Raw genomic sequence first — 22,303 nt, forward strand, 5'->3', positions numbered from 1 at the left:
CCTACGCGCGTCGAGATCAGGCCGCCTCGCGGCCCAGGGACTGCTTGAGGCTGCGCTTGCGCGCCTCCATCTGCTGGCCCAGCTCCTCCAGCTTCTTCGCCCCGAGCAGCTTCCTGGCCTTGGGGAACATGTCCTTTTCCTCTTCCTCGATATGGTGCTCCAGCAGCTCCTTGAGCACCTTGGCGCGGCCGGCGAAGGTGGTGGTGGACGGATCGGTCTTCATCAGCTCGGGCAGCACGCGGGCATCCACGGCGCGGTGCTCCTCGGTCGCCTCGGCGGTCATCACCGCCTCGTCCCGGGCGCCGGCCGCCTGATAGGCCGGGTAGAAGATCTGTTCTTCGAGGTCGGTGTGCACCGCCAGCTCCATGTGCAGCCGGTGCACCAGGTCCTGGCGGGTCTTCACCGCGCGTTCGGTGGTGGCGACCAGTTTCTCCAGCAGTTGCTTGACCACCTGGTGGTCCTGTTTGAGCAGCTCTACGGCGTTCATCGTTTTCTCCAGGCTAGGGGGACTGCGTCCGCGTCACGGTGTGCGGACATAAGGTCGACTCCCCGCTGCGCCTCGAAGTTCGAGCGATCGGTGCCCGGGCGATTTAGCTGAACTTCACCGCCGCGCGGGGCTTCTACAACCTCGTAACCTGACTGGAGGACCCGCCATGCACAGTCTGAAACGCCTCTCCCTGGGGCTGCTCGCCGCCACCGCGCTGGTCAGCGCCAACCTGCACGCCGAGGGCAGCGCCGAACAGGGCCAGGTCAGCCCGCGCAACTTCGTCGAGGAAGCCTCGGCCAAGGGCATCGCCGAGATCGAGACCGGCCGGCTCGCCCTGGAAAAGGGCACCACCGACGATGTCCGCGAATTCGCCCAGACCATGGTCGAGGACCACACCGCCGCCAACGACAAGCTGCGCGCCCTGGCCCAGCAGAAGGACCTCGAGGTGGCCAGCGACGCCGAGCTGATCGCCCAGGCCAAGGCGCTGATCCTCCAGCTGCGCGGCGAAGGCTCGTTCGACAAGGCCTACATGAACAACCAGGTGGCGGCCCACCAGCAGACCATCGAGCTGTTCGAGAAGGCCAGCAACGCCGAGGACGCCGAAGTGGCGGCCTTCGCCAAAGAGATGCTGCCCAGGCTCGAATCGCACCTGAAGATGGCCGAGCAGATCAACGCACAGCTGCCTGACAAATGATGATCCTGCTGCTGCGCCTGCTCGGCGCCGGCCTGCTGCTCGGCGGCCTGGTGCTGGCCGCCGGCGACATCCGCCTCGGCGCGCCGCTGAGCGAGTTCTTCGGCCACCTGCTCCTGCTGCCGGTCGGCGCGTTGCTGCTGTTGCGGCGCGTCGAGGCGCTGGCGCTGTACGCGCTGATCTCGCTGATCGCCGGGCTGTGGGTGCTGCTGGAGGTGGAACTGGACGTCTGGCAGCTGCTGCCGCACCTGACCCTGTGGCTGACCGTCGGCGCCCTGTTCCTGCCGGCCCACCGCGCCTTCGCCCGCCTTATGGACCGCCAGCGCGCGCCGACCCTGCATGGCTGACGACTGGCTCGCCCTGCTGCCCTGGCCGGAACTGCGCACCCTCGCCGTCGCGCTGCTGGTCGCCCTGGTGCTGATGCTGGCCTGCGGCTGGCTGCTCGGCCTACTGGAACGCCTGGCCCGCCCGCTGCCGGTCGCCCGCGTGCTGCTGCAGCGCGCCCGCGCCCCGGCACGGCTGCTGCTGCCGCTGTCCGGCGTGCAGGTGGTGCTCGGCTCCGCGCCGGACGACCTGCTGATGATCGACGGCGCGCGGCGCCTGGTGCTGCTGGCGATGATCGCCGCGTTCACCTGGCTCGGCCTGCGGGCGACCGACGCGATCCAGCGGATCATCGTCGCCCGCCACCCGGTGGACATCGCCGACAACCTGCACGCCCGGCGCATCCAGACCCAGACCCGGGTGCTGGTGCGCACGCTCGGCGTGTTCGTGGTGATCTTCGGCGTCTCCACCATGCTCATGACCTTCCCCGCCGCGCGCCAGTTCGGCACCAGTCTGCTGGCTTCCGCCGGGCTGGCCGGCCTGGCCGTGGGCTTCGCCGCCAAGCCGGTGCTGGGCAACCTGATCGCGGGCCTGCAGATCGCCCTCACCCAGCCGATCCGCCTGGACGACGTGGTGATCGTCGAGAACGAGTGGGGGCGCATCGAGGAGATCACCGGCAGCTACGTGGTGGTGCGGGTGTGGGACGACCGCCGGCTGGTGGTGCCGCTGCAGTGGTTCATCGAGAACCCGTTCCAGAACTGGACCCGCAGCACTTCGTCGCTGACCGGCGCGGTGATCCTCTGGGTCGACTACGCCACCCCGCTGGAGCCGCTGCGCCAGGAGCTGACGCGCCTGTGCGAGGAGGCACGGCACCTGTGGGACGGCCGGGTCAGCGTGCTGCAGCTGGTGGACGCCACCGACAAGGCGGTACAGCTAAGGGTGCTGGTGAGTTCGGCGGACTCGTCGCGCAACTGGGACCTGCGCTGCTATGTGCGGGAGAACCTGGTGAATTTCCTTTGCGCCCACTATCCGGGGTGCCTGCCGCAGGTCAGGGCTTTGGTGGGGAGTGCGTCGGAGGAGCATCTGGTGGAGAACCCTGCATCGGGGCAGGTGGTGGAGGCGGAGCGGCAACCGCCGGTTTAGGTGGGAGATGAAAGTTTTGGTTTCATGCTCACAATTTAAGGCTCATTACCGAGTAGTTGGTGACTTCTGGTTTCGCCCTCCCGGGCGAGTCACTTGACTCGCTACGCTCGCCCTTCGGGCCAGCCTGCGGCTGTTACTCCGCTTCGCTTCGTTGCTCTTGGTTGCGGATCGCCGCCAGGGCCAAGAGAAAGTAACCAAAGAGAAGGCCACCCCGGCTCCGAGTTGCCTGTTGGGTTCTTTCAGGCGCTTCCGCGCATTTTGGTAGCCCGGATGCAATCCGGGATGGGAGCCATATCTTTCTCCCGGATTGCATCCGGGCTACGACTGTGGGAGCGAGCTTGCTCGCGAAGCTCTTTGCGGACCTGGTTCGCGAGCAAGCTCGCTCCTACAAGAGCCGGGCGGCGTTCCACGTAGGGTGCGCTGCGCGCACCGATGTTCTCGGGGGCGGTGCGCACGGCGCACCCTACGGGGGATATCCAACAAGGCTGTTCTATGCGAGCGGTCAGGCAATACCAAATGCGAAGCGTAGAGCCGGATGACGGAGCAAGCGCTTTTGGTTGCTTTTATCCCGGCCGGGCAGGCGCGACTGACAAAAGTGACTCGCCCGGGTGGGCGAAACCAGAAGCTTCGAACTCCCCCGAAAATCAGCTCGAAACTCAGAAAACCTACACCCCCCTCAAAGCCCCCTCAACCGCTCGTAGTAATAAGGCAACTGCAACAACGCATACCGCGCCGCCGCATAGCGCACTTCGTTGCGGTCGCCCTCGAACTTCAGCGTCTCGCTCACCACCCCCTGGTGATCGTTCACCCGCATCGCGCAGGCGAAGCACTGCACCCCGTCCATCGGTCCCTCCGCCTCGGCCAGGCCGGTGTTGGCGATGGCGATGTCGGCGCGGCCCAGCTTCAGTGCGCCCACCGCCATCTCCCGCGCCACTTCCTCGCTGGTCAGGCCGAAGCGGTCGATGGTCAGCGGGTTGACCCCCAGGCACAGCTGCTTGGCCTCCGGCGAATACACCACGAAGCCGCTGTCCAGCACCGAGCCGCTGCCGGAAATCTCCGCCAGCAGCGAGGCCATCAGCCCGCCGGTGCAGGACTCGGCGGTGCTCAGGGTGAGGTGGTACTTGTCCAGGAAATGCACGACCTGCTCGACGCTCTGCATGGTGCCCGACCTCTCGCGAAAAAGGGTTCTGCCTCTCCCGGAATGGGAAGCTCGCGCGGCCCGCAAAGTTCAAGCGAAAGCCCCGTCGCAGAGCCGAAAAAAGTCGAAACTTTCCGGCTTCGGCTCCAGTCAGGGAAAGAGTATGGGGTTAGTCGGTCGCTCTAGACGACGCCGGTCGGGCCAGGACGCGCCGACGTGGCCGCGGTGCCTCGCCCGGCTACCCCCGGCGGCAGGGAACTCGATTCTACTGGAGGACGACATGGGAAACGCTGCAGTGACCGCTCGTATCGATGCACAAGACATGGCCAATCTCCCGGCTCAGCCTCAATTGCACGTCGAGAGTCTGCGTGAACAGAAGAAGCGGATTCTCTTCGTCTCCTCGGAGTTCGCCGACCTGATCAAGGTCGGCGGCCTGGGCGACGTTTCGGCCGCCCTGCCCCGCGCGATGGCCAGCCGCCACGACATGCGCGTGCTGATCCCCGGCTACCGCCAGGTGATGGAAAGCGGCCAGCAGATCCGCATCGTCGGCGAGATTCCCGGCATGGCGGCGCTGCCGCCGTGCAAGATCGGCCGCATGGACCTGGCCGACGGTCTGATCGTCTACGTGGTGATCAACCCCGAACTCTACGAGCGCGACGGCACGCCCTACGGCGACAGCCAGGGCCGCGACTGGCCGGACAACCACATCCGCTTCGCCTGCCTGGGCCTGGCCGCCGCCGAGATCGCCAGCGGCACCGCCTGCATCCGCTGGTGCCCGGAACTGGTCCACGCCAACGACTGGCCGGCGGCTATGGCGCCGGCCTACATGGCCTGGCGCCAGGTCGGCACGCCCACCGTGCTGACCATCCACAACCTGGCCTACCAGGGCCTGTGCGACGTGCACTCCTGCCCCGAGCTGGGCATCCCGGCCGAAGCCTGCGCCAGCGATGGCATGGAGTTCTACGGCAAGCTGTCGTTCCTCAAGGCCGGCATCGCCTACGCCAGCCACGTGACCACCGTCAGCCACACCTACGCCCAGGAAATCACCACTCCGGACTTCGGCTGCGGACTGGACGGCATGCTCCGCGCCAAGGTCGCCAGCGGCGGGCTCAGCGGCATCATCAACGGCATCGACGAGAGCTGGGAACCGCGCACCGACCCGCACCTGGTCGAGGGCTTCGCCATCCACCAGTGGCACGGCAAGCAGGCCAACCGCGCCTACGTCGAGCAGACTTTCGGCCTGGACGCCGACGACGGCCCGCTGTTCGGCGTGGTCTCGCGCCTGGTGCAGCAGAAAGGCATCGACCTGACCCTCGGCGTGGCCGAGGCGATCGTCGCCCAGGGCGGCCGGCTGGTGGTGATCGGCCGTGGCGAGCCGGAACTGGAAGCGGCGATGGCCGACCTGGGCCGCCGCCACCCGGGGCGCATCGGCGTGCACGTCGGCTTCAACGAGACCGACGCCCGGCGCATCTTCGCCGGCAGCGACTTCCTGCTCATGCCCTCGCGCTTCGAGCCCTGCGGCCTGAGCCAGATGTACGCCCAGCGCTTCGGCTCGCTGCCCATCGCCCGGCGCACCGGCGGCCTGGCCGACACCATCGAGGACGGCGTCACCGGCTTCCTGTTCCGCGAGGCCAGCCATGAGAGCTACCTGGAAGCGGTGCAGCGCGCCTTCAACGTGTTCCACCACCCGGAGCTGCTCAACGCCATGCGCTGCCGGGCGATGGCCGCGCCGCTGTGCTGGCGCCAGTCGGTGGCCCCCTACGACGCGCTGTATCAGCGACTGCTCGGTGCAGACCGTCTCGCCGCGGACCCGCTTTGATGTACCGCCACGGCGCCCAGCGCCTGGATGAACGGCGCACCCGCTTCGCCCTGTGGGCCCCGGACTGCCGGGAAGTGGCCCTGGAACTGCAGGACGAATCGCTGCACCCGCTGCACGCCGGCGAGGACGGCTGGTTCGCCCTGGAACTGGAGTGCCCCGCCGACACCTGCTACCGCTTCGTCGTCGACGGCCGCCTGCGCGTGCCCGACCCGGCCTCGCGCCGCCAGTTCGGCGACGTCCACGGCTTCAGCCGGGTGGTCGACCACACCGCCTACGCCTGGCGCCACCCGCACTGGCGCGGCCGGCCCTGGCACGAGGCGGCGATCTACGAACTGCACGTCGGCCTGCTCGGCGGTTACACCGGCGTCGAGGCCCTGCTGCCGCACCTGGTGCAACTGGGTGTCACGGCGCTGGAACTGATGCCCCTGGGCGAATTCCCCGGGCGGCGCAACTGGGGCTACGACGGCGTGCTGCCGTTCGCCCCGGACGGCAGCTACGGCACCCCGGAACAGCTCAAGCACCTGATCGACAGCGCCCACGGCATGGGCCTGATGGTGTTCGTCGACGTGGTCTACAACCACTTCGGCCCGGACGGCAACTACCTCGGCCAGTACGCCCGCGACTTCTTCCGCGAGGACCGGCACACACCCTGGGGCGCGGCCATCGACTTCCGCCGCCCGCAGGTGCGCGACTTCTTCTGCGAGAACGCGCTGATGTGGCTGCTCGACTACCGGGTCGACGGCCTGCGCCTGGACGCGGTGCACGCCATCGGCGACGACGACTTCCTGGTCGACCTGGCCGCCCGGGTGCGGGCCGCGGTCGAGCCCGGCCGCCACGTGCACCTGGTGCTGGAAAACGAGGACAACCGCGCCGGCCTGCTGCAGCGCGGCTACGACGCCCAGTGGAACGACGATGGCCACAACGCCCTGCACGTGCTGCTGACCGGCGAACAGGAAGGCTACTACGCCGACTTCGCCGACGACGCCACCGCCCAGCTGGCCACCTGCCTGGCCCAGGGCTTCGTCTTCCAGGGCCAGGCCGACCGCCGTGGCCAGCTCCGGGGCGAGCCCAGCGAGCACCTGCCGCCGAGCGCCTTCGTGCTGTTCCTGCAGAACCACGACCAGGTCGGCAACCGCGCCTTCGGCGAGCGCCTGGCCGCCCTGGCCGACGAGGACGCGCTGAAGGCCGCCACCCTGCTGCTGTTGCTCTCGCCCATGGTGCCGCTGCTGTTCATGGGCGAGGAATGGGGCTCGACCCGGCCCTTCCTGTTCTTCACCGACCACCAGGGCGAGCTGGCGGACGCGGTGCGCGAAGGCCGCCGCCACGAGTTCGCCGAATTCTCGCGCTTCTCCGACCCGCAGCTGCTGCTGGACATCCCCGATCCCAACGCCCAGGACACCTTCGACGCTTCCCGGCCGGACCTGGCCCCCGCCGACCAGCCGCGGCAGCGCGCCTGGCTGAGCTTCTACCGGCGCCTGCTGCGCCTGCGCCAGAGCCAGCTGGTGCCGGTGCTGGAAGGCACCCGCGCGCTGGGCGTGGACGTGCTCGCCCGTGGCGCGCTGTCCGCCGGCTGGCGCCTGGGTGACGGCCGCCTGCTGCGCATCGACATCAACCTGAGCGACGCGCCGGTGCCCACCGGCGCCCGTTCCCAGGCCGGCGACCTGCTGTGTGCCCACGGCGTCGGCGAAGACGACTACCGCCAGGGCCTGCTGCCGGCGCGCAGTGCCCAGGCCGTTCTGGAGATAGCGCCATGAGTGACGCCCTGCTGGCCGAACTGGCCGACGCCGCCGGCCTCAGCATCGACTGGACGGACGCCAACGGGCGCCCGCAACGGGTCAGCCCGGAGGCCCAGCGGCAACTGCTGGAAGCCCTCGGCCACCCGGCCGCGGACCCACGGCAGATCGAGAGCAGTCTGGCCGAGCTGAAACAGCGTGCCGCCGAGGCCGCCACGCCGCCGCTGCTCACCGCCGAACTGGGCCAGCCGATCGCCATCCCCGGCCAGCGGGCGGACAGCGCCTACAAACTGACCCGCGAGGACGGCGAGACGCTCTCCGGCCGGCTGGACGACCAGGCCCGCGTGCCGGCCATCGACCTGCCCGGCTACCACCGCCTGGACATCGGCGACCAGCGCGTCACCCTGGCCGTGGCGCCGCCGGCCTGCCGCAGCGTCGAGGAGCTGTGCGGCAAGCGCCACGCCTGGGGCCTGACCGCCCAGCTGTACGCCCTGCGCCGCCCCGGCGACGGCGGCCTGGGCGACACCCGCGCCTTGGAGGACCTGGCCCGCCACGCCGCCAACCTGGGCGCCGACGCCCTGGCCATCAGTCCAGTGCACGCCATGTTCGCCGCCGCCCGCGACCACTACAGCCCCTACTCGCCCTCCAGCCGGCTGTTCTTCAACGTGCTGCACGCCGCGCCGGGCACCGTGCTCGGCAGCGACGCGGTGGCCCGCGCCATCGCCGCCTGCGGGCTGCAGGACGAGATGGCCCGCCTGGAGCGCGACGAGCTGATCGACTGGCCCGCCGTGAGCGAGGCCCGCCAGCGCCTGCTGGCCCAGCTCTACCGCGACTTCCGCGAGAGCGACGGCAGCCTGCTCGGCGACTTCACCTCCTTCTGCGACCAGGGCGGCGACGCCCTGCTCCAGCACTGCCGCTTCGAGGCGCTGCACGGCCACATGCTGCGCCGCGGCGAATCCGGCGACTGGCGCGACTGGCCCGAGGCGCTGCGCGACCCGCGCAACTCGGCCGTGACCCGCTTCGCCGCCGATTACGCCGACGAGGTCGGCCTGCACGCCTTCGGCCAGTGGCTGATCGCCCGCGGCCTGGAAAACGCGCAGACGGTCGCCACCGGCGCCGGCATGGGCATCGGCCTGATCGCCGACCTGGCGGTGGGCACCGCCTGCAGCGGCAGCCAGGCCTGGACCCGCCAGGACGAGCTGCTGCCCCGGGTCACGGTCGGCGCGCCGCCGGACATCCTCAACCGCGCCGGGCAGAACTGGGGAGTGTCCGCCTTCTCCCCCGACGGCCTGCGCCGCCACGGCTTCCGCGCCTTCATCGAAATGCTCCGGGCCAACCTGGCCCACGCCGGCGGCATCCGCATCGACCACATCATGGGCCTGCAGCGCCTGTGGGTGATCCCCCACGGCGCGGCCCCGCAGGACGGCGCCTACCTGCGCTACCCGCTCACCGACCTGCTGCGCCTGCTGGCGCTGGAATCCCACCGCCACCGCGGCCTAGTCATCGGCGAGGACCTGGGCACCGTGCCCGAGGGCCTGCGCGAGGAACTGGCGCGGCGCAACATCCTCGGCATGCGCGTGCTGCTGTTCGAGCAGCAGGACGGCCGCTTCGTGGCGCCGCGCCAGTGGCCGCGCGACGCCCTCGCCACCAGCACCACCCACGACCTGCCGAGCCTCAAGGGCTGGCTGGCCGGCCACGACATCGACTGGCGCCTGCGCGCCGGCCACAGCCACGCGGACCAGGAAGACGGCGACCGCGCCGAACGCCGCCGCGAGCGCGCGGCGCTGGTCGAGGCCCTGGGCGAACACGCCGGTCTGGCGGACGGCGAAGACGCCGAGGCCTGCCTGGAAGCCGCCATCGGCTACCTCGGCGGCACCCCGGCGCCGCTGGTGCTGCTGCCCCTGGAAGACGCCCTCGGCGACAACCAGCAGCCCAACCTGCCCGGCCCCGGCGACGAGCACCCCAACTGGCGCCGGCGCCACGCCCTGGCGGTGCGCGAACTGCTGGACACCGAAGCCACCCGGCGGCGCCTGCAACGCCTCGCCGACGCGCGCCGGGAGGCCGCCGATGACTGACCTGCGCGCCACCCTGCGCCTGCAGTTCCACCAGGGCTTCACCCTGCACGACGCAGTGCCCCTGGTGCCCTACTTCTCGCGCCTGGGCATCAGCCACGTGTACGCCTCGCCGCTGCTCACCGCGCGGCCCGGCTCCATGCACGGCTACGACGTGGTCGATCCGACCCGGATCAACCCCGAGCTGGGCGGCGAGCCCGGCCTGGTGCGCCTGGTCGAGGCCCTGCGCGATCGCGGCATCGGCCTGATCCTCGACATCGTGCCCAACCACATGGCGGTCGGCGGCGACGCCAACCCCTGGTGGCTGGACCTGCTGGAATGGGGCCAGGACAGCCCCTTCGCCAAGTTCTTCGACATCCAGTGGCACTCCCACGACCCGCTGCTGGCCGGCCAGCTGCTGGTGCCCTTCCTGCGCAGCGACTACGGCGAAGTGCTGGCCAACGGCGAAATCCCCCTGCACTTCGACCCGGAGCGCGGCACCTTCTACGCCCAGCACTTCGAGCACCGCCTGCCGCTCACCCCGCCGAGCTACGGCGAGATCCTGCGCGGCAGCGAGGACGGTGCGCTGATGCTGCTGGGCGCACGCTTCGAGGCCCTGCGCGACGCCCCCGACGCCTGGCAGACGGCCCAGGGCCTGTGCGCCGAACTGGCCCAGCTGGGCCGCCCGGAGGCCGGCGGCGATGCCGTGCGCCACGCCCTGGCCCGCTACCGATGCGACAGCGAGGAAGGCCTGCAGCGCCTGCACCGGCTGCTGGAGCGCCAGCACTACCGGGTGGCCAGCTGGCGCACCGCGGCGGACGACATCAACTGGCGCCGCTTCTTCGACATCAACGAACTGGGCGGCCTGCGGGTCGAGCGCCCGGAAGTCTTCGAGCTGACCCACGCCAAGATATTCCAGCTGATCGAACAGGGCCTGGTCGACGGCCTGCGCATCGACCACGTAGACGGCCTGGCCAACCCGCGCGCCTACTGCCGGCGCCTGCGCCGCCGCGTCGACCTGCTGCTGGCCGGGCGGCCACAGCCCGAGCAGGGCTTCCCGATCTACGTGGAGAAGATCCTCGGCCACGGCGAGCAGTTGCCCGGCGACTGGAACACCTCCGGCTGCACCGGCTACGCCTTCATGAACCAGGTGTCCCTGCTGCAGCACGACCCGCGCGGCGAACAGCCGCTGCGGGCACTGTGGAGCGAGCTGAGCGGGCGCCCGGCGGCGTTCGAGGACGAGGCGCTGGAAGCGCGCCGCCTGGTGCTCACCACCTCCCTGACCGGCGACCTGGAAGAAGTGGCCCAGGGCCTGCTCCAAGTCGCACGCAACGACATCGCCACCCGCGACCTGACCCTGGCCTCGATCCGCCGCGCGCTGCTCGAACTGATCGTGCACTTCCCGGTATACCGCACCTACGCCAACGCCTGTGGCCGCTCCGAGCAGGACCGCCAGGTGTTCGGCCAGGCCCTGGAAGGCGCGCGCCGGACCCTGGCCGAGGCCGACTGGCCGCTGCTCGAACACCTCGACCGCTGGCTCGGCGGCCAGCCGCTGCACGAACTGCCGCCGGGCCGCCCGCGCAAGCTGCGCGCCCGGGTGCTGGGGCGCTTCCAGCAGCTCACCTCACCGGTGGCGGCCAAGGCGGTGGAAGACACCGCCTGCTACCGCGCCGGCGTGCTGCTGTCGCGCTACGACGTGGGCTTCGACGCCGAGCACTTCAGCTACCCGGCGGAGCACTTCCACCAGTGCTGCGGTGAACGCGCCGCGCGCCTGCCGGACAACCTGCTGGCCACCGCCACCCACGACCACAAGCGCGGCGAGGACAGCCGCGCGCGCCTGGCGGTGCTGAGCGAGCGCGCCGACTGGTACGCCGAGCGGGTGCGCAGCTGGCGCGAGCTGGCCGCACCGCTGCGCGCCGGCCTGCAAGAAGATGCACCGGACGCCGGCGAGGAACTGATCCTCTACCAGGCCCTGCTCGGCAGCTGGCCGCTGGACCTCGACGCGGACGATGACGCCGGTCTGCGCGCCTATCTGGAGCGCCTGCTCACCTGGCAGCGCAAGGCCCTGCGCGAGGCCAAGCTGAACAGCAGCTGGAGCGCGCCGAACGAGGCCCACGAGGCGGCCTGCCACACCTTTCTCGAACGCCTGCTGACCGCGCCGGAAGGCCGCGAACTGCGCGGGGAGCTGGCCGACGCGGTGGCCACCATCGCCCCGGCCGGCGCCCTCAACGGCCTGGCCCAGTGCCTGCTGCGCCTGACCGCGCCCGGCGTGCCGGACCTGTACCAGGGTTGCGAATACTGGGACTTCAGCCTGGTCGACCCGGACAACCGCCGTCCGGTCGACTTCACCGCCCGCGTCGAGTCCCTCGACGGCCTGGCCGAACCGGGCGAGCTGCTCGAACACTGGCGCGACGGCCGGGTCAAGCAATGGCTGATCGCCAGTGTCCTGGCCCTCCGCCACGCCCGCCACCCGCTGTTCGCCCGGGGCGACTACCGGCCGTTGGTGATCGAGGGCGAACACGCCGAGCGGGCGCTGGCCTTCGTCCGCCGCCTGGGCGACACCCATCTGGTGGCCGTGGTGCCGCACCTGGCCACCGGCCTGCTGGGCGACCAGGCCCTGCCCCACGTGCCCGCCGAACGCTGGGGCGACACCCGCGTGGTGCTGCCGCCGGAACTGGCGGGCCTGAGCCTGACCAGCATCCTGCCGCCCGGGCAACTGGACAATCGCGGCCACCTGCCGCTGGCCGAAGTGCTGGCGCAGTTCCCCGTCAACCTGCTCTGCCTCAAACCCCATCTCCAGGAGCCTAGCCATGAGCATCGATGAACAACGCGTCCGCGAATTCGCCTACCAGATCTGGGAATCCGAGGGCAAACCCGCCGGCCAGGAAGAACGCCACTGGGCAATGGCACGCAAGCTGGCCGAGGCCGAAGCGGTCAGCGAACAGCTGCCGGCCGCGCCCAGGCCACGCCGCATCAGCAAACCCAAGGCGGTGACCCTGGCCGAGGCGGAAGCCCAGGCCGCCAACCCCGCCGACAAACCCGCGCTGCTGAAGAAGCCGCGCGCCCCGCGCAACAAGGCCTGAGGCCCACCCATGAAAGCCACACGTTCGCGTATCGCCGAAGGCCACCCCTTCCCCCTGGGCGCCACCTGGGACGGGCTGGGCGTCAACTTCGCGCTGTTCTCGGCCCACGCCACAAAAGTGGAACTGTGCCTGTTCGACGAACAGGGCCAGACCGAACTGGAGCGCATCGAGCTGCCCGAGTACACCGACGAGATCTGGCACGGCTACCTGCCCGACGCCCACCCCGGCCAGGTCTACGGCTACCGGGTGCACGGCCCCTACGAACCGGACGCCGGCCACCGCTTCAACCCCAACAAGCTGCTCATCGACCCCTACGCCAAGCAGCTGGTGGGGCGGCTCAAGTGGTCCGAGGCGCTGTTCGGCTACACCATCGGCCATCCGGACGATGACCTCAGCTTCGACGAACGCGACAGCGCGGCCTTCGTGCCCAAGTGCAAGGTGATGGACCCGGCCTTCACCTGGGCCGAACAGGCGCCGATCCGCGTGCCGTGGGACAGCACCATCCTCTACGAGACCCACCTGCGTGGCATCAGCATGCGCCACCCGGCCGTGCCCGAGCACCTGCGCGGCACCTGCGCCGGGCTGATGAACCCGGAGCTGCTCAAGCACATCCGCTCGCTCGGCGTCTCCAGCATCGAACTGCTGCCGGTGCATGCCTTCGTCAACGACCAGCATCTGCTGGAAAAGGGCATGAACAACTACTGGGGCTACAACAGCATCGGCTTCTTCGCCCCGCACCCGGCCTACCTCGCCAGCGGCAAGGTCAGCGAATTCAAGGAAATGGTCGCCCACCTGCACGACGCCGGCCTGGAGCTGATCCTCGACGTGGTCTACAACCACACCGCCGAGGGCAACGAGCGCGGCCCGACCCTGTGCATGCGCGGCATCGACAACGCCAGCTACTACCGCCTGATGCCGGACGACCGACGCTACTACATCAACGACTCCGGCACCGGCAACACCCTCGACCTGTCCCACCCCTGCGTGCTGCAGATGGTCACCGACTCGCTGCGCTACTGGGCCACCGAAATGCGCGTGGACGGCTTCCGCTTCGACCTGGCGACCATCCTCGGCCGCTACGCCGACGGCTTCGACGAGCGCCACAGCTTCCTCGTCGCCTGCCGCCAGGACCCGGTGCTGAGCAAGGTCAAGCTGATCGCCGAACCCTGGGACTGCGGCCCGGGCGGCTACCAGGTCGGCGGCTTCCCGCCCGGCTGGGCCGAGTGGAACGACAAGTTCCGCGACAACGTGCGCGCCTTCTGGAAGGGCGACGAAGGCCAGCTGGCCGAGCTGGCCAGCCGCCTCACCGCCTCCGGCGACCTGTACAACCAGCGCGGCCGGCGACCGTTCGCCTCGGTCAACTTCATCACCGCCCACGACGGCTTCACCCTGCGCGACGTAGTCTCCTACGACCACAAGCACAACGAGGCCAACGACGAAGACAACCGCGACGGCACCGACCACAACATCTCCTGGAACCACGGCAGCGAAGGACCCACCGACGATCCGGAAATCCGCGAACTGCGCCTGCGCCAGATGCGCAACCTGCTGGCCACCCTGCTGTTCTCCCAGGGCACGCCCATGCTGCTGGCCGGCGACGAGTTCGGCCGCACCCAGCAGGGCAACAACAACGCCTACTGCCAGGACAACGAACTGAGCTGGGTCGACTGGAACATCGACGAGGAAGGCCAGGAACTGATCGCCTTCACCCGGCGCCTGATCGCCCTGCGCCGGGCCTACCCCATCCTCCGCCGCGGACGCTTCCTGGTCGGCCACTACAACGAGGAACTGGGGATCAAGGACGTCACCTGGCTGACCCCGGACGGCGCGGAGATGGGCGAAGAACAGTGGCACGACGGCGAGGCGCGCTGCATGGGCATGCTCATGGACGGCCGCGCGCAACCCACCGGCATCCGCCGCAGCGGCGCGGACGCCACCCTGCTGCTGATCCTCAACGCGCACCACGAAGCGGTGGACTTCCTCCTCCCGGAAGTCGCCGAAGGCTCGGCCTGGACCAACCTGCTCGATAGCAACCAGCCGCGCCAGCGCACCACCGAGCACCTGCCGTTCGACAGCCGCTATCAAGCCGCTCCGCGCTCGTTGCTGCTGTTCAAGCTGGAGAAGGAAAGCGAGTGACGTAGGGTACGCCGTGCGCACCGATGCTCCGAGGCGGTGCGCATGGCGCACCCTACGACAGGTCGCGCAAAAATCCTGATTTCCTCCGGGCCATCAGCAACCCGGAGGAATTCCCGCTCACTGTGTAGCCCGGATGAAATCCGGGGATGATCCGCTGCCTGGTCCCGTAGGGTGCGCCATGCGCACCAATGGCGCCGGGATGGTGCGCGCGGCGCACCCTGCGAATCACCCGTCCAGGTCTCAAAAAACCCTGAACCGCCTCCACCCCCTCCAGTCCCAACCTGAGTAGGCGCCGCGAACGCGGCGGCGTCACTTTCGACACAGGGGGACGACATGAAAACCAGCGAAATCATCACCCGCACCGTGCGTCCCACCGAAGACACCGTGCTGCGCGGCGGCGCGCAGGCCCATTGAGGCCCACGGGCCGTGCCGGACGGAGGACAGCCGAGATGAAAGCCGTGGTATTCCATGACGTGGGCGACATCCGCCTCGACGACGTTCCCGAGCCCACGCTGCAAGCGCCCACCGATGCCATCGTCCGCATCACCGCGTCGGCCATCTGCGGCACCGACCTGCACTTCGTGCGTGGCACGGTCAGCGGCATGGCCAAGGGCACCATCCTCGGCCACGAGGGCGTCGGCATCGTCGAAGCCCTCGGCGAGGACGTGCGCAACCTGCAGGTCGGCGACCGGGTGGTGATCCCCTCGACCATCGCCTGCGGCAACTGCGCCTACTGCCGCGCCGGCTACTACGCCCAGTGCGATGACGCCAACCCCAACGGCAAGCAGGCCGGCACGGCCTTCTTTGGCGGCCCCTCGGCCTCCGGCCCGTTCCACGGGCTGCAGGCCGAGAAGGCGCGCATTCCCTTCGCCCACGTCGGCCTGGTGCGGCTGCCCAGCGAGATCAGCGACGACCAGGCGATCCTGCTCTCGGACATCTTTCCCACCGGCTACTTCGGTGCGGAGATGGCCGAGATCACCCCCGGCGACACCGTGGCCGTGTTCGGCTGTGGCCCGGTCGGCCAGTTCGCCATCGCCAGCGCCAAGCTGCTCGGCGCCGCCCGGGTGTTCGCCATCGACCATCTCGAAGACCGCCTGCGCATGGCCCGCCAACAGGGTGCAGAAGTGATCGACTTCGACCGCGAGGACCCGGTGCAGACCCTGCGCCGGCTGACCAACGGCATCGGCGTGGACCGCGCCATCGACGCCGTCGGCGTGGACGCCGAGTGCCCCTGCCACGCCACTGCGCCGCAGGTCGGCGCGTTCCGCGAGGAGATGGCCGAGGTCGCCCCCAACACCCACCCGGACGGCGCCACCTGGCACCCCGGCAAGGCGCCGAGCCAGGCCCTGCAGTGGGCCGTGGAGGCGCTCGACAAGGCCGGCACGCTGTCGATCATCGGCGTCTATCCGGAGCAGGCGCGGCACTTCCCGATCGGCATGGCGATGAACAAGAACCTGACGATCAACATGGGCAACTGCCATCACCGCAAGTACATCCCGCAGTTGATCGACCTGGTGCTCAACCGCCGTATCGACCCGGCCAAGATCCTCACCCAGGTCAAGCCGATGAGCGACGCCATCGAGGCGTTCAAGGCCTTCGACCGGCGCGACGCGGGCTGGATCAAGGTCGAGCTGCACCCGCAGATGCAGCTGGGCGTGGGCAGCGAGGAACGGATCGAGCGGCAGCCCCTGGACGACGCCATCGAGAACTCCCCAGCGCCCCGCCGGCCATGACGGCGCCCAGGCACCGCTGGAGAAACCCGGCAGAACGAGCGACCCCGGAGAAAAGGACCCGAGAGACTCCATGAGCGATATCCGCATCGGCATTTCAGGCTGGCGCTACGCCCCCTGGCGTGGCGACTTCTACCCCAAGGGGCTGGTCCAGCGCCGGGAACTGGAGTTCGCCTCACGGCAGGTCAACAGCATCGAGATCAACGGCTCCTTCTACGGCCTGCAGACGCCCGAGCGCTACGCCGGCTGGTACGCCGAGACGCCCGAGGACTTCGTCTTCAGCGTCAAGGCGCCGCGCTACATCACCCACGTGCTGCGCCTGCGCGAGCCGGCCCAGCCGCTGGCCAACTTCTTCGCCTCCGGGCCGCTGCAACTCAAGGACAAGCTGGGCGCCTTCCTCTGGCAGTTCCCGCCCAGCCTGCGCTTCGATGCCGTGCTGTTCGGCGACTTCCTCGCCCAGTTGCCGCGCGACACCGAGCAGGCCCGCGCCTGCGCCCGTCACGCCGAGGCCCGGCTGCATCGGCCCGGCTACCTGGAAGCGGCGCCGGACGCCGCCCTGCGCCACGCCGTGGAAATCCGCCACGACAGCTTCGCCACGCCCGCCTTCGTCGAGCTGCTGCGCCGGCACCAGGTGGCCCTGGTGGTGGCGGACACCGCGGGCAAGTGGCCCTGCGCCGAGGACGTCACTGCCGACTTCCTCTACCTGCGCCTGCACGGCGACTCGGAACTGTACGCCAGCGGCTACACGCCCCAGGCGCTGCGCCGCTGGCAGGCGCGCATCGAGGCCTGGACCACCGGCGAGCAGCCGGACGACGCCCGCCTGATCGACCCCGGGCACAAGCCGGCCAAGCGCCGGCGCGACCTGTACTGCTACTTCGACAACGACGTGAAGGTGCGCGCGCCCTACGACGCGCGCCACCTGCTGGAAAGCCTGGGGCTGTCGCCCCGCCCACGCCAAGGAGCCCAGGCATGAGCGATTCCGTGCCGATCATGACCGTCGACAGCGCCCCCGCGGTACACCGGATCAAGGTGCTGACGATCAACACCCACAAGGGATTCACCCCGCTCAACCGGCGCTTCATCCTGCCGGAACTGCGGGTGGCGGTGCGCGCCACCGGCGCCGACCTGGTGTTCCTCCAGGAAGTGCTCGGCGCCCACCAGCGCCACGCCCGGCGCCACGACAACTGGCCGCAGACGCCGCACTACGAGTTCCTCGCCGACAGCATGTGGCCGCAGTTCGCCTACGGCCGCAACGCGGTCTACCCGGACGGCGACCACGGCAATGCGCTGATGAGCAAGTTCCCCATCAGCCACTACGAGAACTTCGACGTGTCCATCGGCGTGGTCGAGCAGCGCGGCCTGTTGCACTGCGTGCTGGACGTGCCCGGCCCGCGCCAGGTGCACGCCATCTGCGTGCACCTGGGCCTGCGCGAAGGCCATCGCCGGCAGCAGCTGGCCCTGCTCTGCGGCCTGCTGGAGCGGCTGCCGGCGGACGACCCGGTGATCGTCGCCGGCGACTTCAACGACTGGCGCCTGCGGGCCGGCGCGATTCTCGCCGAACAGGGCCTGCACGAAGTCTTCGCCAGCCAGTTCGGCGAGCCGGCCAGGAGCTTCCCCGCCCGCTGGCCGATGCTGCGCCTGGACCGCATCTACGTGCGCAACGCCACCAGCCATGAGCCGGTGGTGCTGTCCAGCCACCCCTGGTCCCACCTTTCCGACCATGCCCCCCTGGCCGTGGAGATCCACCTATGAGTTACGACTGGCGCGAAGGCAATCAGGTAGGGCTGCTGATCAACGGCGAGGAATACTACCCCCGGGTGTTCGAGTGCATCCGCGCAGCCCGCCACGAGGTGCTGATCGAGACCTTCATCATCTACGAGGACAAGGTCGGCAACGAGCTGCAGCAGGTGCTGATCGACGCCGCCCGCCGCGGCGTGCGGGTGGAGCTGACCGTGGACGGCTACGGCACCGCCGAGCTAAGCCGCGAGTACGTCGCCGCCATGACCGGCGCCGGGGTCAACATCCACGTGTTCGACCCCAGCCCGCGCCGGTTGGGCGTGCGCACCAACCTGTTCCGCCGCCTGCACCGCAAGATCGTGGTGATCGACGGCGAGCGCGCCTTCGTCGGCGGCATCAACTACTCGGCCGACCACCTGGGCGATTTCGGTCCGATGGCCAAGCAGGACTATGCGGTGGAAGTCACCGGGCCGATCGTCGCCGACCTGCACCGCGCCAGCCTGCGCCTGATGCGCCCGGCGCTGGACGCGCCCAGCGAGGTGCGCCCGCAGACCGACCCGGCCGGCAGCGCGCGCATGCTGCTGTCGATACGCGACAACGAGCGCCACAGCCGGGACATCGAGACCCAGTACCTGCAGGCCATCCGCTCGGCCAGGCAGCGGCTGGTGGTGGCCAACGCCTACTTCTTCCCCGGCTACCGCCTGCTGCGCGAGATGCGCAACGCGGCGCGCCGCGGCGTGCGCGTCACCCTGATCCTCCAGGGCCAGCCGGACATGCCCTGGGCCCGGGGCTTCTCGCGCCTGCTCTACAACTACCTGCTGCGCGACGGGGTGGAAATCTTCGAATACTGCCAGCGGCCGCTGCACGGCAAGGTGGCGCTGGCCGACGACGAGTGGACCACGGTGGGCTCCAGCAACCTCGACCCACTCAGCCTGGCGCTGAACCTGGAGGCCAATCTGATCATCCGCGACCGCCGCTTCAACCGGCAGCTCCACGACCACCTGCAGGGGCTGGCCGGCGACCACTGCAAGCGCATCAGCCTGGAGCGCGCCATCCGCGGCTATTGGTGGCGCGCGCCGCTGATCTTCCTGTGCTTCCACTTCACCCGGCTGTTCCCGGCCATCGCCGGCTGGTTCCCGGCCCATGCCCCGCGGCTGGCGTCGCTGCACCCCGAGCCGGCGGACGCGTCGGAGAACATCTACCCGCAGGGCAAGGCATCATGAGCCAGCAGACCCAGACCAACCCCTGGCTGCGCTGGGGCAAGCGCCTGCTCACGGCGCTCTTCTTCATCCTGGTGCCGGTGCTGCTGTTCATGCTGGTGAAGAACCTCGAATGGAGCGAGGTGGTGCAGGCGCTGAAGAGCTACAGCCCGCTGATGCTGGCGGGCTGCGTGGCGATCACCGCCACCAGCTTCCTGCTGTTCAGCAGCTACGACCTGCTCGGCCGCGCCTACACCGGCCACCGCCTGCCGGCACGGCAGATCCTGCCGCTGACCTTCGTCTGCTACGCCTTCAACCTCAACCTCAGCTCCTGGGTCGGTGCCATCGCCCTGCGCTACCGGCTGTATTCACGGCTGGGGCTCGGCGTGGCCACCGTCACCCGCATCCTCACCTTCAGCCTGATCACCAACTGGCTGGGCTACATGATCCTCGCCGGCGGGGTGTTCTCCCTGCGCCTGGTGCGCCTGCCCGAGCAGTGGGAGATCGGCGCCACCGCGCTGCAGGCGATCGGCATCGGCCTGCTGCTGGTCGCCGCCACCTACCTGCTGGCGTGCCGCTTCGCCACGCGCCGCTCCTGGTCCTGGCGCGACCACGAGGTGACCCTGCCGTCGCTGAAGCTGGCGCTGGCCCAGGCCGGCATGTCCATGTGCAACTGGTCGCTGTCCAGCCTGCTGGTGTTCCTGCTGCTGCCCAAGGGCGTCGACTACCCCACAGTGCTCGGCATCATGCTGGTCAGCAGCATCGCCGGGGTGGTCACCCATATTCCCGCCGGGCTCGGCGTGCTGGAGGCGGTGTTCATCGCCATGCTCCAGGACCAGGTGCCCAAGGGCGCCGTGCTGGCCGCGCTGATCGGCTACCGCGCCATCTACCTGCTGCTGCCGCTGCTGGTGGCCGTGGTGGTTTACCTGGTGCTGGAGAAACGGGCGAAGAAACTGCGGCAAAAATCGGAACGCGCCGGCCGGCTGGAGTCGGAAGGCGCCTGAGTTGGTGTATAACGGCGCGCTGAACCCTCAGCGCCCGTACCGCCATGCTTCTTGTCGCCCGCCGCAATGCCGCGCCCACCGCCGAGCACGCCACCCATCACCTGTACGCCCTGCATCTGGACCGGGCGAGTACCACGCCTTTCGTCTTCTCCGAGTCCATCGGCGGCGGCCATGGAGAACGGGGCGGCAGCATCGCCCTGGGCCTGAACGATCTGGGGGGAACCGCAGAATTCGGAAAAAATCGTACGCTAAGCTAACGGTGTTCTCGTGACAGCTCTTTGACTAGGCTTTCTAAGGCCATTCTGATAGCCCTGACTTCCTGAAAAGCCATGGCTAAAATTTGTGCGGCTAAAAGGGATAACCGATGGTAAAGTAAGTTATCCCTGTCGAGATACTGAAAAGCGTTATCCTCGTTTTTCCCAAAACTGTTTTGCCAGTTCGCTCAGAGCGCTAGTTAACTGAGCGACAGATTTCGCACTTTGCAAATTATTCTGCCCGGTCTGTACATTGGTATCAGCAGCATCGCGTATATTGATAATACTGCGGTTTATGTCTTCACTTACTGCTCCCTGCTGCTCGACCGCAGTCGCTATTTGCGCGTTCATGTCGGTAATTTCGTTAACGCGTTGGCCAATTCCATCAAGAGCTGTAGCTGCTTCCTCTGCGTGAGCTACACTCGTGTGCGCTTGCCGACTACTTTGCTCCATGACTGTAACAGCGGATTGCGCTCGCTCTTGTAGAGCGCTGATCATGCTTTGAATATCCGTTGTCGATTGCTGTGTGCGAGCAGCAAGACTGCGAACCTCATCGGCGACAACAGCAAAACCACGCCCCTGCTCACCAGCACGCGCGGCCTCAATTGCTGCGTTGAGTGCCAACAAATTCGTTTGCTCGGCGATCCCTCGTATAACGTCAAGAACTTTTGATATCTCGTTACTTTGACCTTCAAGCTCATGAATAACCTGAGCGGCTTGCCTAATTTCACCTTCAAGGGCAGTGATTGACTGGCTTGTGTGGGCTACCAGACGCTGGCCAGATGCCGTCTCAGTGTCTGCTCTTCCGGCCGCATCTGCAGCATGCTGTGCATTGCTCGCAACCTCTTGAATGCTTGCCACCATTTGGTTTACTGCCGTTGCTATTTGATCTGTCTCTGCCTGCTGCTCAACTGTAAGTACATTGCTTGACTCAATATCCTTTAGTAGGCCTCGGGTGTGTTCGCTAAGCCGATTTGATGCATCACCTATGCGACCTACTATGGCGCCTGTTTCAGCTTGCATCATTCGTAAAGCAAACTCTATTTGGCCAAACTCATCGGTGCGCCCAGTGTAGAGGGATTGACTTAATGGGTTATTGGAAATATTCCTGGCTCTTTCAACCAGTCTTCCAAGAGGAGAGAGAATAGCCAAAACACTAACAGAGCTTAAGCTTCCTGACATTAAAGTGGCTAACAATAAGCTGCTTATTGATGTATCAGTAAGCATGCCGGCAGCCATTGCGCTTGATATAATACTACCCCATATGAGCAAGAGTATTTTCACGGAAAAGCTAGCAGCCAATTTCGGCCTGCGGCCTTCCCGCTTCTCAATTGAGCATATAATTTTTCCGCAGCCAAAACCTGCTCAGGTTCAGGCTTGGTCCTTACAGACTGGTATTCAACAATCGAACCATTCTTAGCTATTGGCGTTACATAAGCACTTACCCAATAGTGGTCGCCATTTTTACAGCGATTTTTTACTAGCCCCATCCATGAGCGGCCAGATTTTAATGTACTCCACATATGCTCAAATGCAGCAGGCGGCATATCTGGGTGTCTTACGATGTTGTGAGGCTGGCCTAATAGTTCTTCCTCAGTGAAACCACTGATTTTAATGAAGTCAGGATTAACGTACGTGATATGGCTTTGAGGGGAGGTAGTCGAAAGAATATTGGCATCTTTTGGGAGTTCTAAGTTTCGCCCCGTCACTGGTAAATTCTGGCGCATAAGAACCTCAAGGGTTGGCTGTTTTATTTTATTGTTTTCGGCATTAAGCC

17 protein-coding genes and 1 pseudogene are annotated in these 22,303 nt (G+C 67.8%); 15 read left to right on the forward strand and 3 right to left on the reverse strand.

The window, feature by feature from the left end:
- Positions 1–16: 16 nt before the first annotated feature.
- The gene (locus N7640_RS17455) at positions 17–487 is read right to left on the reverse strand and encodes a hemerythrin domain-containing protein (RefSeq protein ID WP_279902551.1); all 471 of its coding nucleotides are present in this window, start codon (positions 485–487) and stop codon (positions 17–19) included.
- A gap of 166 nt (positions 488–653) precedes the next feature.
- On the opposite strand from N7640_RS17455, the gene N7640_RS17460 reads away from it, so the two are divergent.
- The 3 genes from N7640_RS17460 to N7640_RS17470 are packed head-to-tail and all read left to right on the forward strand — an operon-like array spanning position 654 to position 2,642.
- The gene (locus N7640_RS17460) at positions 654–1,181 is read left to right on the forward strand and encodes a DUF4142 domain-containing protein (RefSeq protein WP_279902552.1); all 528 of its coding nucleotides are present in this window, start codon (positions 654–656) and stop codon (positions 1,179–1,181) included.
- Positions 1,178–1,525: a hypothetical protein gene (locus N7640_RS17465; protein WP_279902553.1), complete on the forward strand. Its 348-nt coding sequence runs from the start codon at positions 1,178–1,180 to the stop codon at positions 1,523–1,525. The genes N7640_RS17460 and N7640_RS17465 overlap by 4 nt, the downstream gene beginning before the upstream one ends.
- Entirely contained in the window at positions 1,518–2,642 is a 1,125-nt protein-coding gene (locus N7640_RS17470; protein ID WP_279902554.1) for a mechanosensitive ion channel domain-containing protein, read from the forward strand. Before N7640_RS17465 ends, N7640_RS17470 begins: the two co-directional genes overlap by 8 nt.
- Positions 2,643–3,318: 676 nt before the next feature.
- Here N7640_RS17470 and N7640_RS17475 read toward each other — a convergent pair.
- Complete coding sequence (locus tag N7640_RS17475) at positions 3,319–3,801, reverse strand: CinA family protein (RefSeq protein WP_220815097.1); 483 nt, start codon at positions 3,799–3,801, stop codon at positions 3,319–3,321.
- Between the two features lie 301 nt (positions 3,802–4,102).
- Here N7640_RS17475 and glgA point away from each other — a divergent pair, with 301 nt between their 5' ends.
- From glgA to N7640_RS17535, 12 genes are all read left to right on the forward strand, one after another.
- Complete coding sequence (gene glgA / locus N7640_RS17480; protein WP_279902584.1) at positions 4,103–5,599, forward strand: glycogen synthase GlgA; 1,497 nt, start codon at positions 4,103–4,105, stop codon at positions 5,597–5,599.
- A complete protein-coding gene (gene treZ, locus N7640_RS17485; RefSeq protein WP_279902555.1) occupies positions 5,599–7,353 on the forward strand; it encodes a malto-oligosyltrehalose trehalohydrolase in 1,755 nt (584 codons plus the stop codon). The genes glgA and treZ overlap by 1 nt, the downstream gene beginning before the upstream one ends.
- Positions 7,350–9,407 carry a 4-alpha-glucanotransferase gene (gene malQ, locus N7640_RS17490; protein WP_279902556.1) on the forward strand — a complete coding sequence of 686 codons (2,058 nt, stop codon included), beginning with the start codon at positions 7,350–7,352 and terminating at the stop codon, positions 9,405–9,407. The genes treZ and malQ overlap by 4 nt, the downstream gene beginning before the upstream one ends.
- On the forward strand, positions 9,400–12,207 hold the full coding sequence (locus N7640_RS17495) for a malto-oligosyltrehalose synthase (protein WP_279902557.1): 2,808 nt from the start codon (positions 9,400–9,402) through the stop codon (positions 12,205–12,207). Before malQ ends, N7640_RS17495 begins: the two co-directional genes overlap by 8 nt.
- Positions 12,194–12,466 carry a DUF2934 domain-containing protein gene (locus N7640_RS17500; protein ID WP_220815102.1) on the forward strand — a complete coding sequence of 91 codons (273 nt, stop codon included), beginning with the start codon at positions 12,194–12,196 and terminating at the stop codon, positions 12,464–12,466. The genes N7640_RS17495 and N7640_RS17500 overlap by 14 nt, the downstream gene beginning before the upstream one ends.
- 9 nt (positions 12,467–12,475) lie before the next feature.
- Positions 12,476–14,602 (forward strand): glycogen debranching protein GlgX, encoded by a 2,127-nt coding sequence (glgX, locus tag N7640_RS17505; protein WP_279902558.1) that lies wholly within the window; start codon positions 12,476–12,478, stop codon positions 14,600–14,602.
- Between the two features lie 449 nt (positions 14,603–15,051).
- A complete protein-coding gene (locus N7640_RS17510) occupies positions 15,052–16,335 on the forward strand; it encodes a glutathione-dependent formaldehyde dehydrogenase (RefSeq protein WP_279902559.1) in 1,284 nt (427 codons plus the stop codon).
- Positions 16,336–16,405: 70 nt separating this feature from the next.
- Complete coding sequence (locus tag N7640_RS17515; RefSeq protein WP_279902560.1) at positions 16,406–17,305, forward strand: DUF72 domain-containing protein; 900 nt, start codon at positions 16,406–16,408, stop codon at positions 17,303–17,305.
- On the forward strand, positions 17,302–18,084 hold the full coding sequence (locus tag N7640_RS17520) for an endonuclease/exonuclease/phosphatase family protein (protein ID WP_279902561.1): 783 nt from the start codon (positions 17,302–17,304) through the stop codon (positions 18,082–18,084). The genes N7640_RS17515 and N7640_RS17520 overlap by 4 nt, the downstream gene beginning before the upstream one ends.
- Positions 18,081–19,292, forward strand: a complete 1,212-nt coding sequence (clsB, locus tag N7640_RS17525) for a cardiolipin synthase ClsB (protein ID WP_279902562.1) — start codon at positions 18,081–18,083, stop codon at positions 19,290–19,292. Before N7640_RS17520 ends, clsB begins: the two co-directional genes overlap by 4 nt.
- Positions 19,289–20,272: a lysylphosphatidylglycerol synthase domain-containing protein gene (locus N7640_RS17530; RefSeq protein WP_220815108.1), complete on the forward strand. Its 984-nt coding sequence runs from the start codon at positions 19,289–19,291 to the stop codon at positions 20,270–20,272. The genes clsB and N7640_RS17530 overlap by 4 nt, the downstream gene beginning before the upstream one ends.
- 44 nt (positions 20,273–20,316) lie before the next feature.
- Positions 20,317–20,529, forward strand: a complete 213-nt coding sequence (locus N7640_RS17535; RefSeq protein ID WP_279902563.1) for a hypothetical protein — start codon at positions 20,317–20,319, stop codon at positions 20,527–20,529.
- A gap of 147 nt (positions 20,530–20,676) precedes the next feature.
- Here the strand turns inward: N7640_RS17535 and N7640_RS17540 are convergent.
- Positions 20,677–22,253, reverse strand: a pseudogene (locus N7640_RS17540) (PAS domain-containing methyl-accepting chemotaxis protein).
- Positions 22,254–22,303 lie beyond the last annotated feature (50 nt).

The sequence above is a fragment of the Pseudomonas sp. GD04015 genome (assembly GCF_029837675.1).
Classification (GTDB): Bacteria; Pseudomonadota; Gammaproteobacteria; order Pseudomonadales; family Pseudomonadaceae; genus Aquipseudomonas; species Aquipseudomonas paralcaligenes.

Coding starts and splice junctions, on each gene's coding strand:
- N7640_RS17500 (WP_220815102.1), top strand. CDS start 12,194: ATGAGCATCGATGAACAACGCGTCCGCGAATTCGCCTACCAGATCTGG.
- clsB (WP_279902562.1), top strand. CDS start 18,081: ATGAGTTACGACTGGCGCGAAGGCAATCAGGTAGGGCTGCTGATCAAC.
- N7640_RS17460 (WP_279902552.1), top strand. CDS start 654: ATGCACAGTCTGAAACGCCTCTCCCTGGGGCTGCTCGCCGCCACCGCG.
- N7640_RS17495 (WP_279902557.1), top strand. CDS start 9,400: ATGACTGACCTGCGCGCCACCCTGCGCCTGCAGTTCCACCAGGGCTTC.
- N7640_RS17470 (WP_279902554.1), top strand. CDS start 1,518: ATGGCTGACGACTGGCTCGCCCTGCTGCCCTGGCCGGAACTGCGCACC.
- N7640_RS17535 (WP_279902563.1), top strand. CDS start 20,317: ATGCTTCTTGTCGCCCGCCGCAATGCCGCGCCCACCGCCGAGCACGCC.
- N7640_RS17515 (WP_279902560.1), top strand. CDS start 16,406: ATGAGCGATATCCGCATCGGCATTTCAGGCTGGCGCTACGCCCCCTGG.
- N7640_RS17455 (WP_279902551.1), bottom strand. CDS start 487: ATGAACGCCGTAGAGCTGCTCAAACAGGACCACCAGGTGGTCAAGCAA.
- N7640_RS17510 (WP_279902559.1), top strand. CDS start 15,052: ATGAAAGCCGTGGTATTCCATGACGTGGGCGACATCCGCCTCGACGAC.
- N7640_RS17530 (WP_220815108.1), top strand. CDS start 19,289: ATGAGCCAGCAGACCCAGACCAACCCCTGGCTGCGCTGGGGCAAGCGC.
- treZ (WP_279902555.1), top strand. CDS start 5,599: ATGTACCGCCACGGCGCCCAGCGCCTGGATGAACGGCGCACCCGCTTC.
- glgX (WP_279902558.1), top strand. CDS start 12,476: ATGAAAGCCACACGTTCGCGTATCGCCGAAGGCCACCCCTTCCCCCTG.
- N7640_RS17465 (WP_279902553.1), top strand. CDS start 1,178: ATGATGATCCTGCTGCTGCGCCTGCTCGGCGCCGGCCTGCTGCTCGGC.
- N7640_RS17520 (WP_279902561.1), top strand. CDS start 17,302: ATGAGCGATTCCGTGCCGATCATGACCGTCGACAGCGCCCCCGCGGTA.
- N7640_RS17475 (WP_220815097.1), bottom strand. CDS start 3,801: ATGCAGAGCGTCGAGCAGGTCGTGCATTTCCTGGACAAGTACCACCTC.
- malQ (WP_279902556.1), top strand. CDS start 7,350: ATGAGTGACGCCCTGCTGGCCGAACTGGCCGACGCCGCCGGCCTCAGC.
- glgA (WP_279902584.1), top strand. CDS start 4,103: ATGGCCAATCTCCCGGCTCAGCCTCAATTGCACGTCGAGAGTCTGCGT.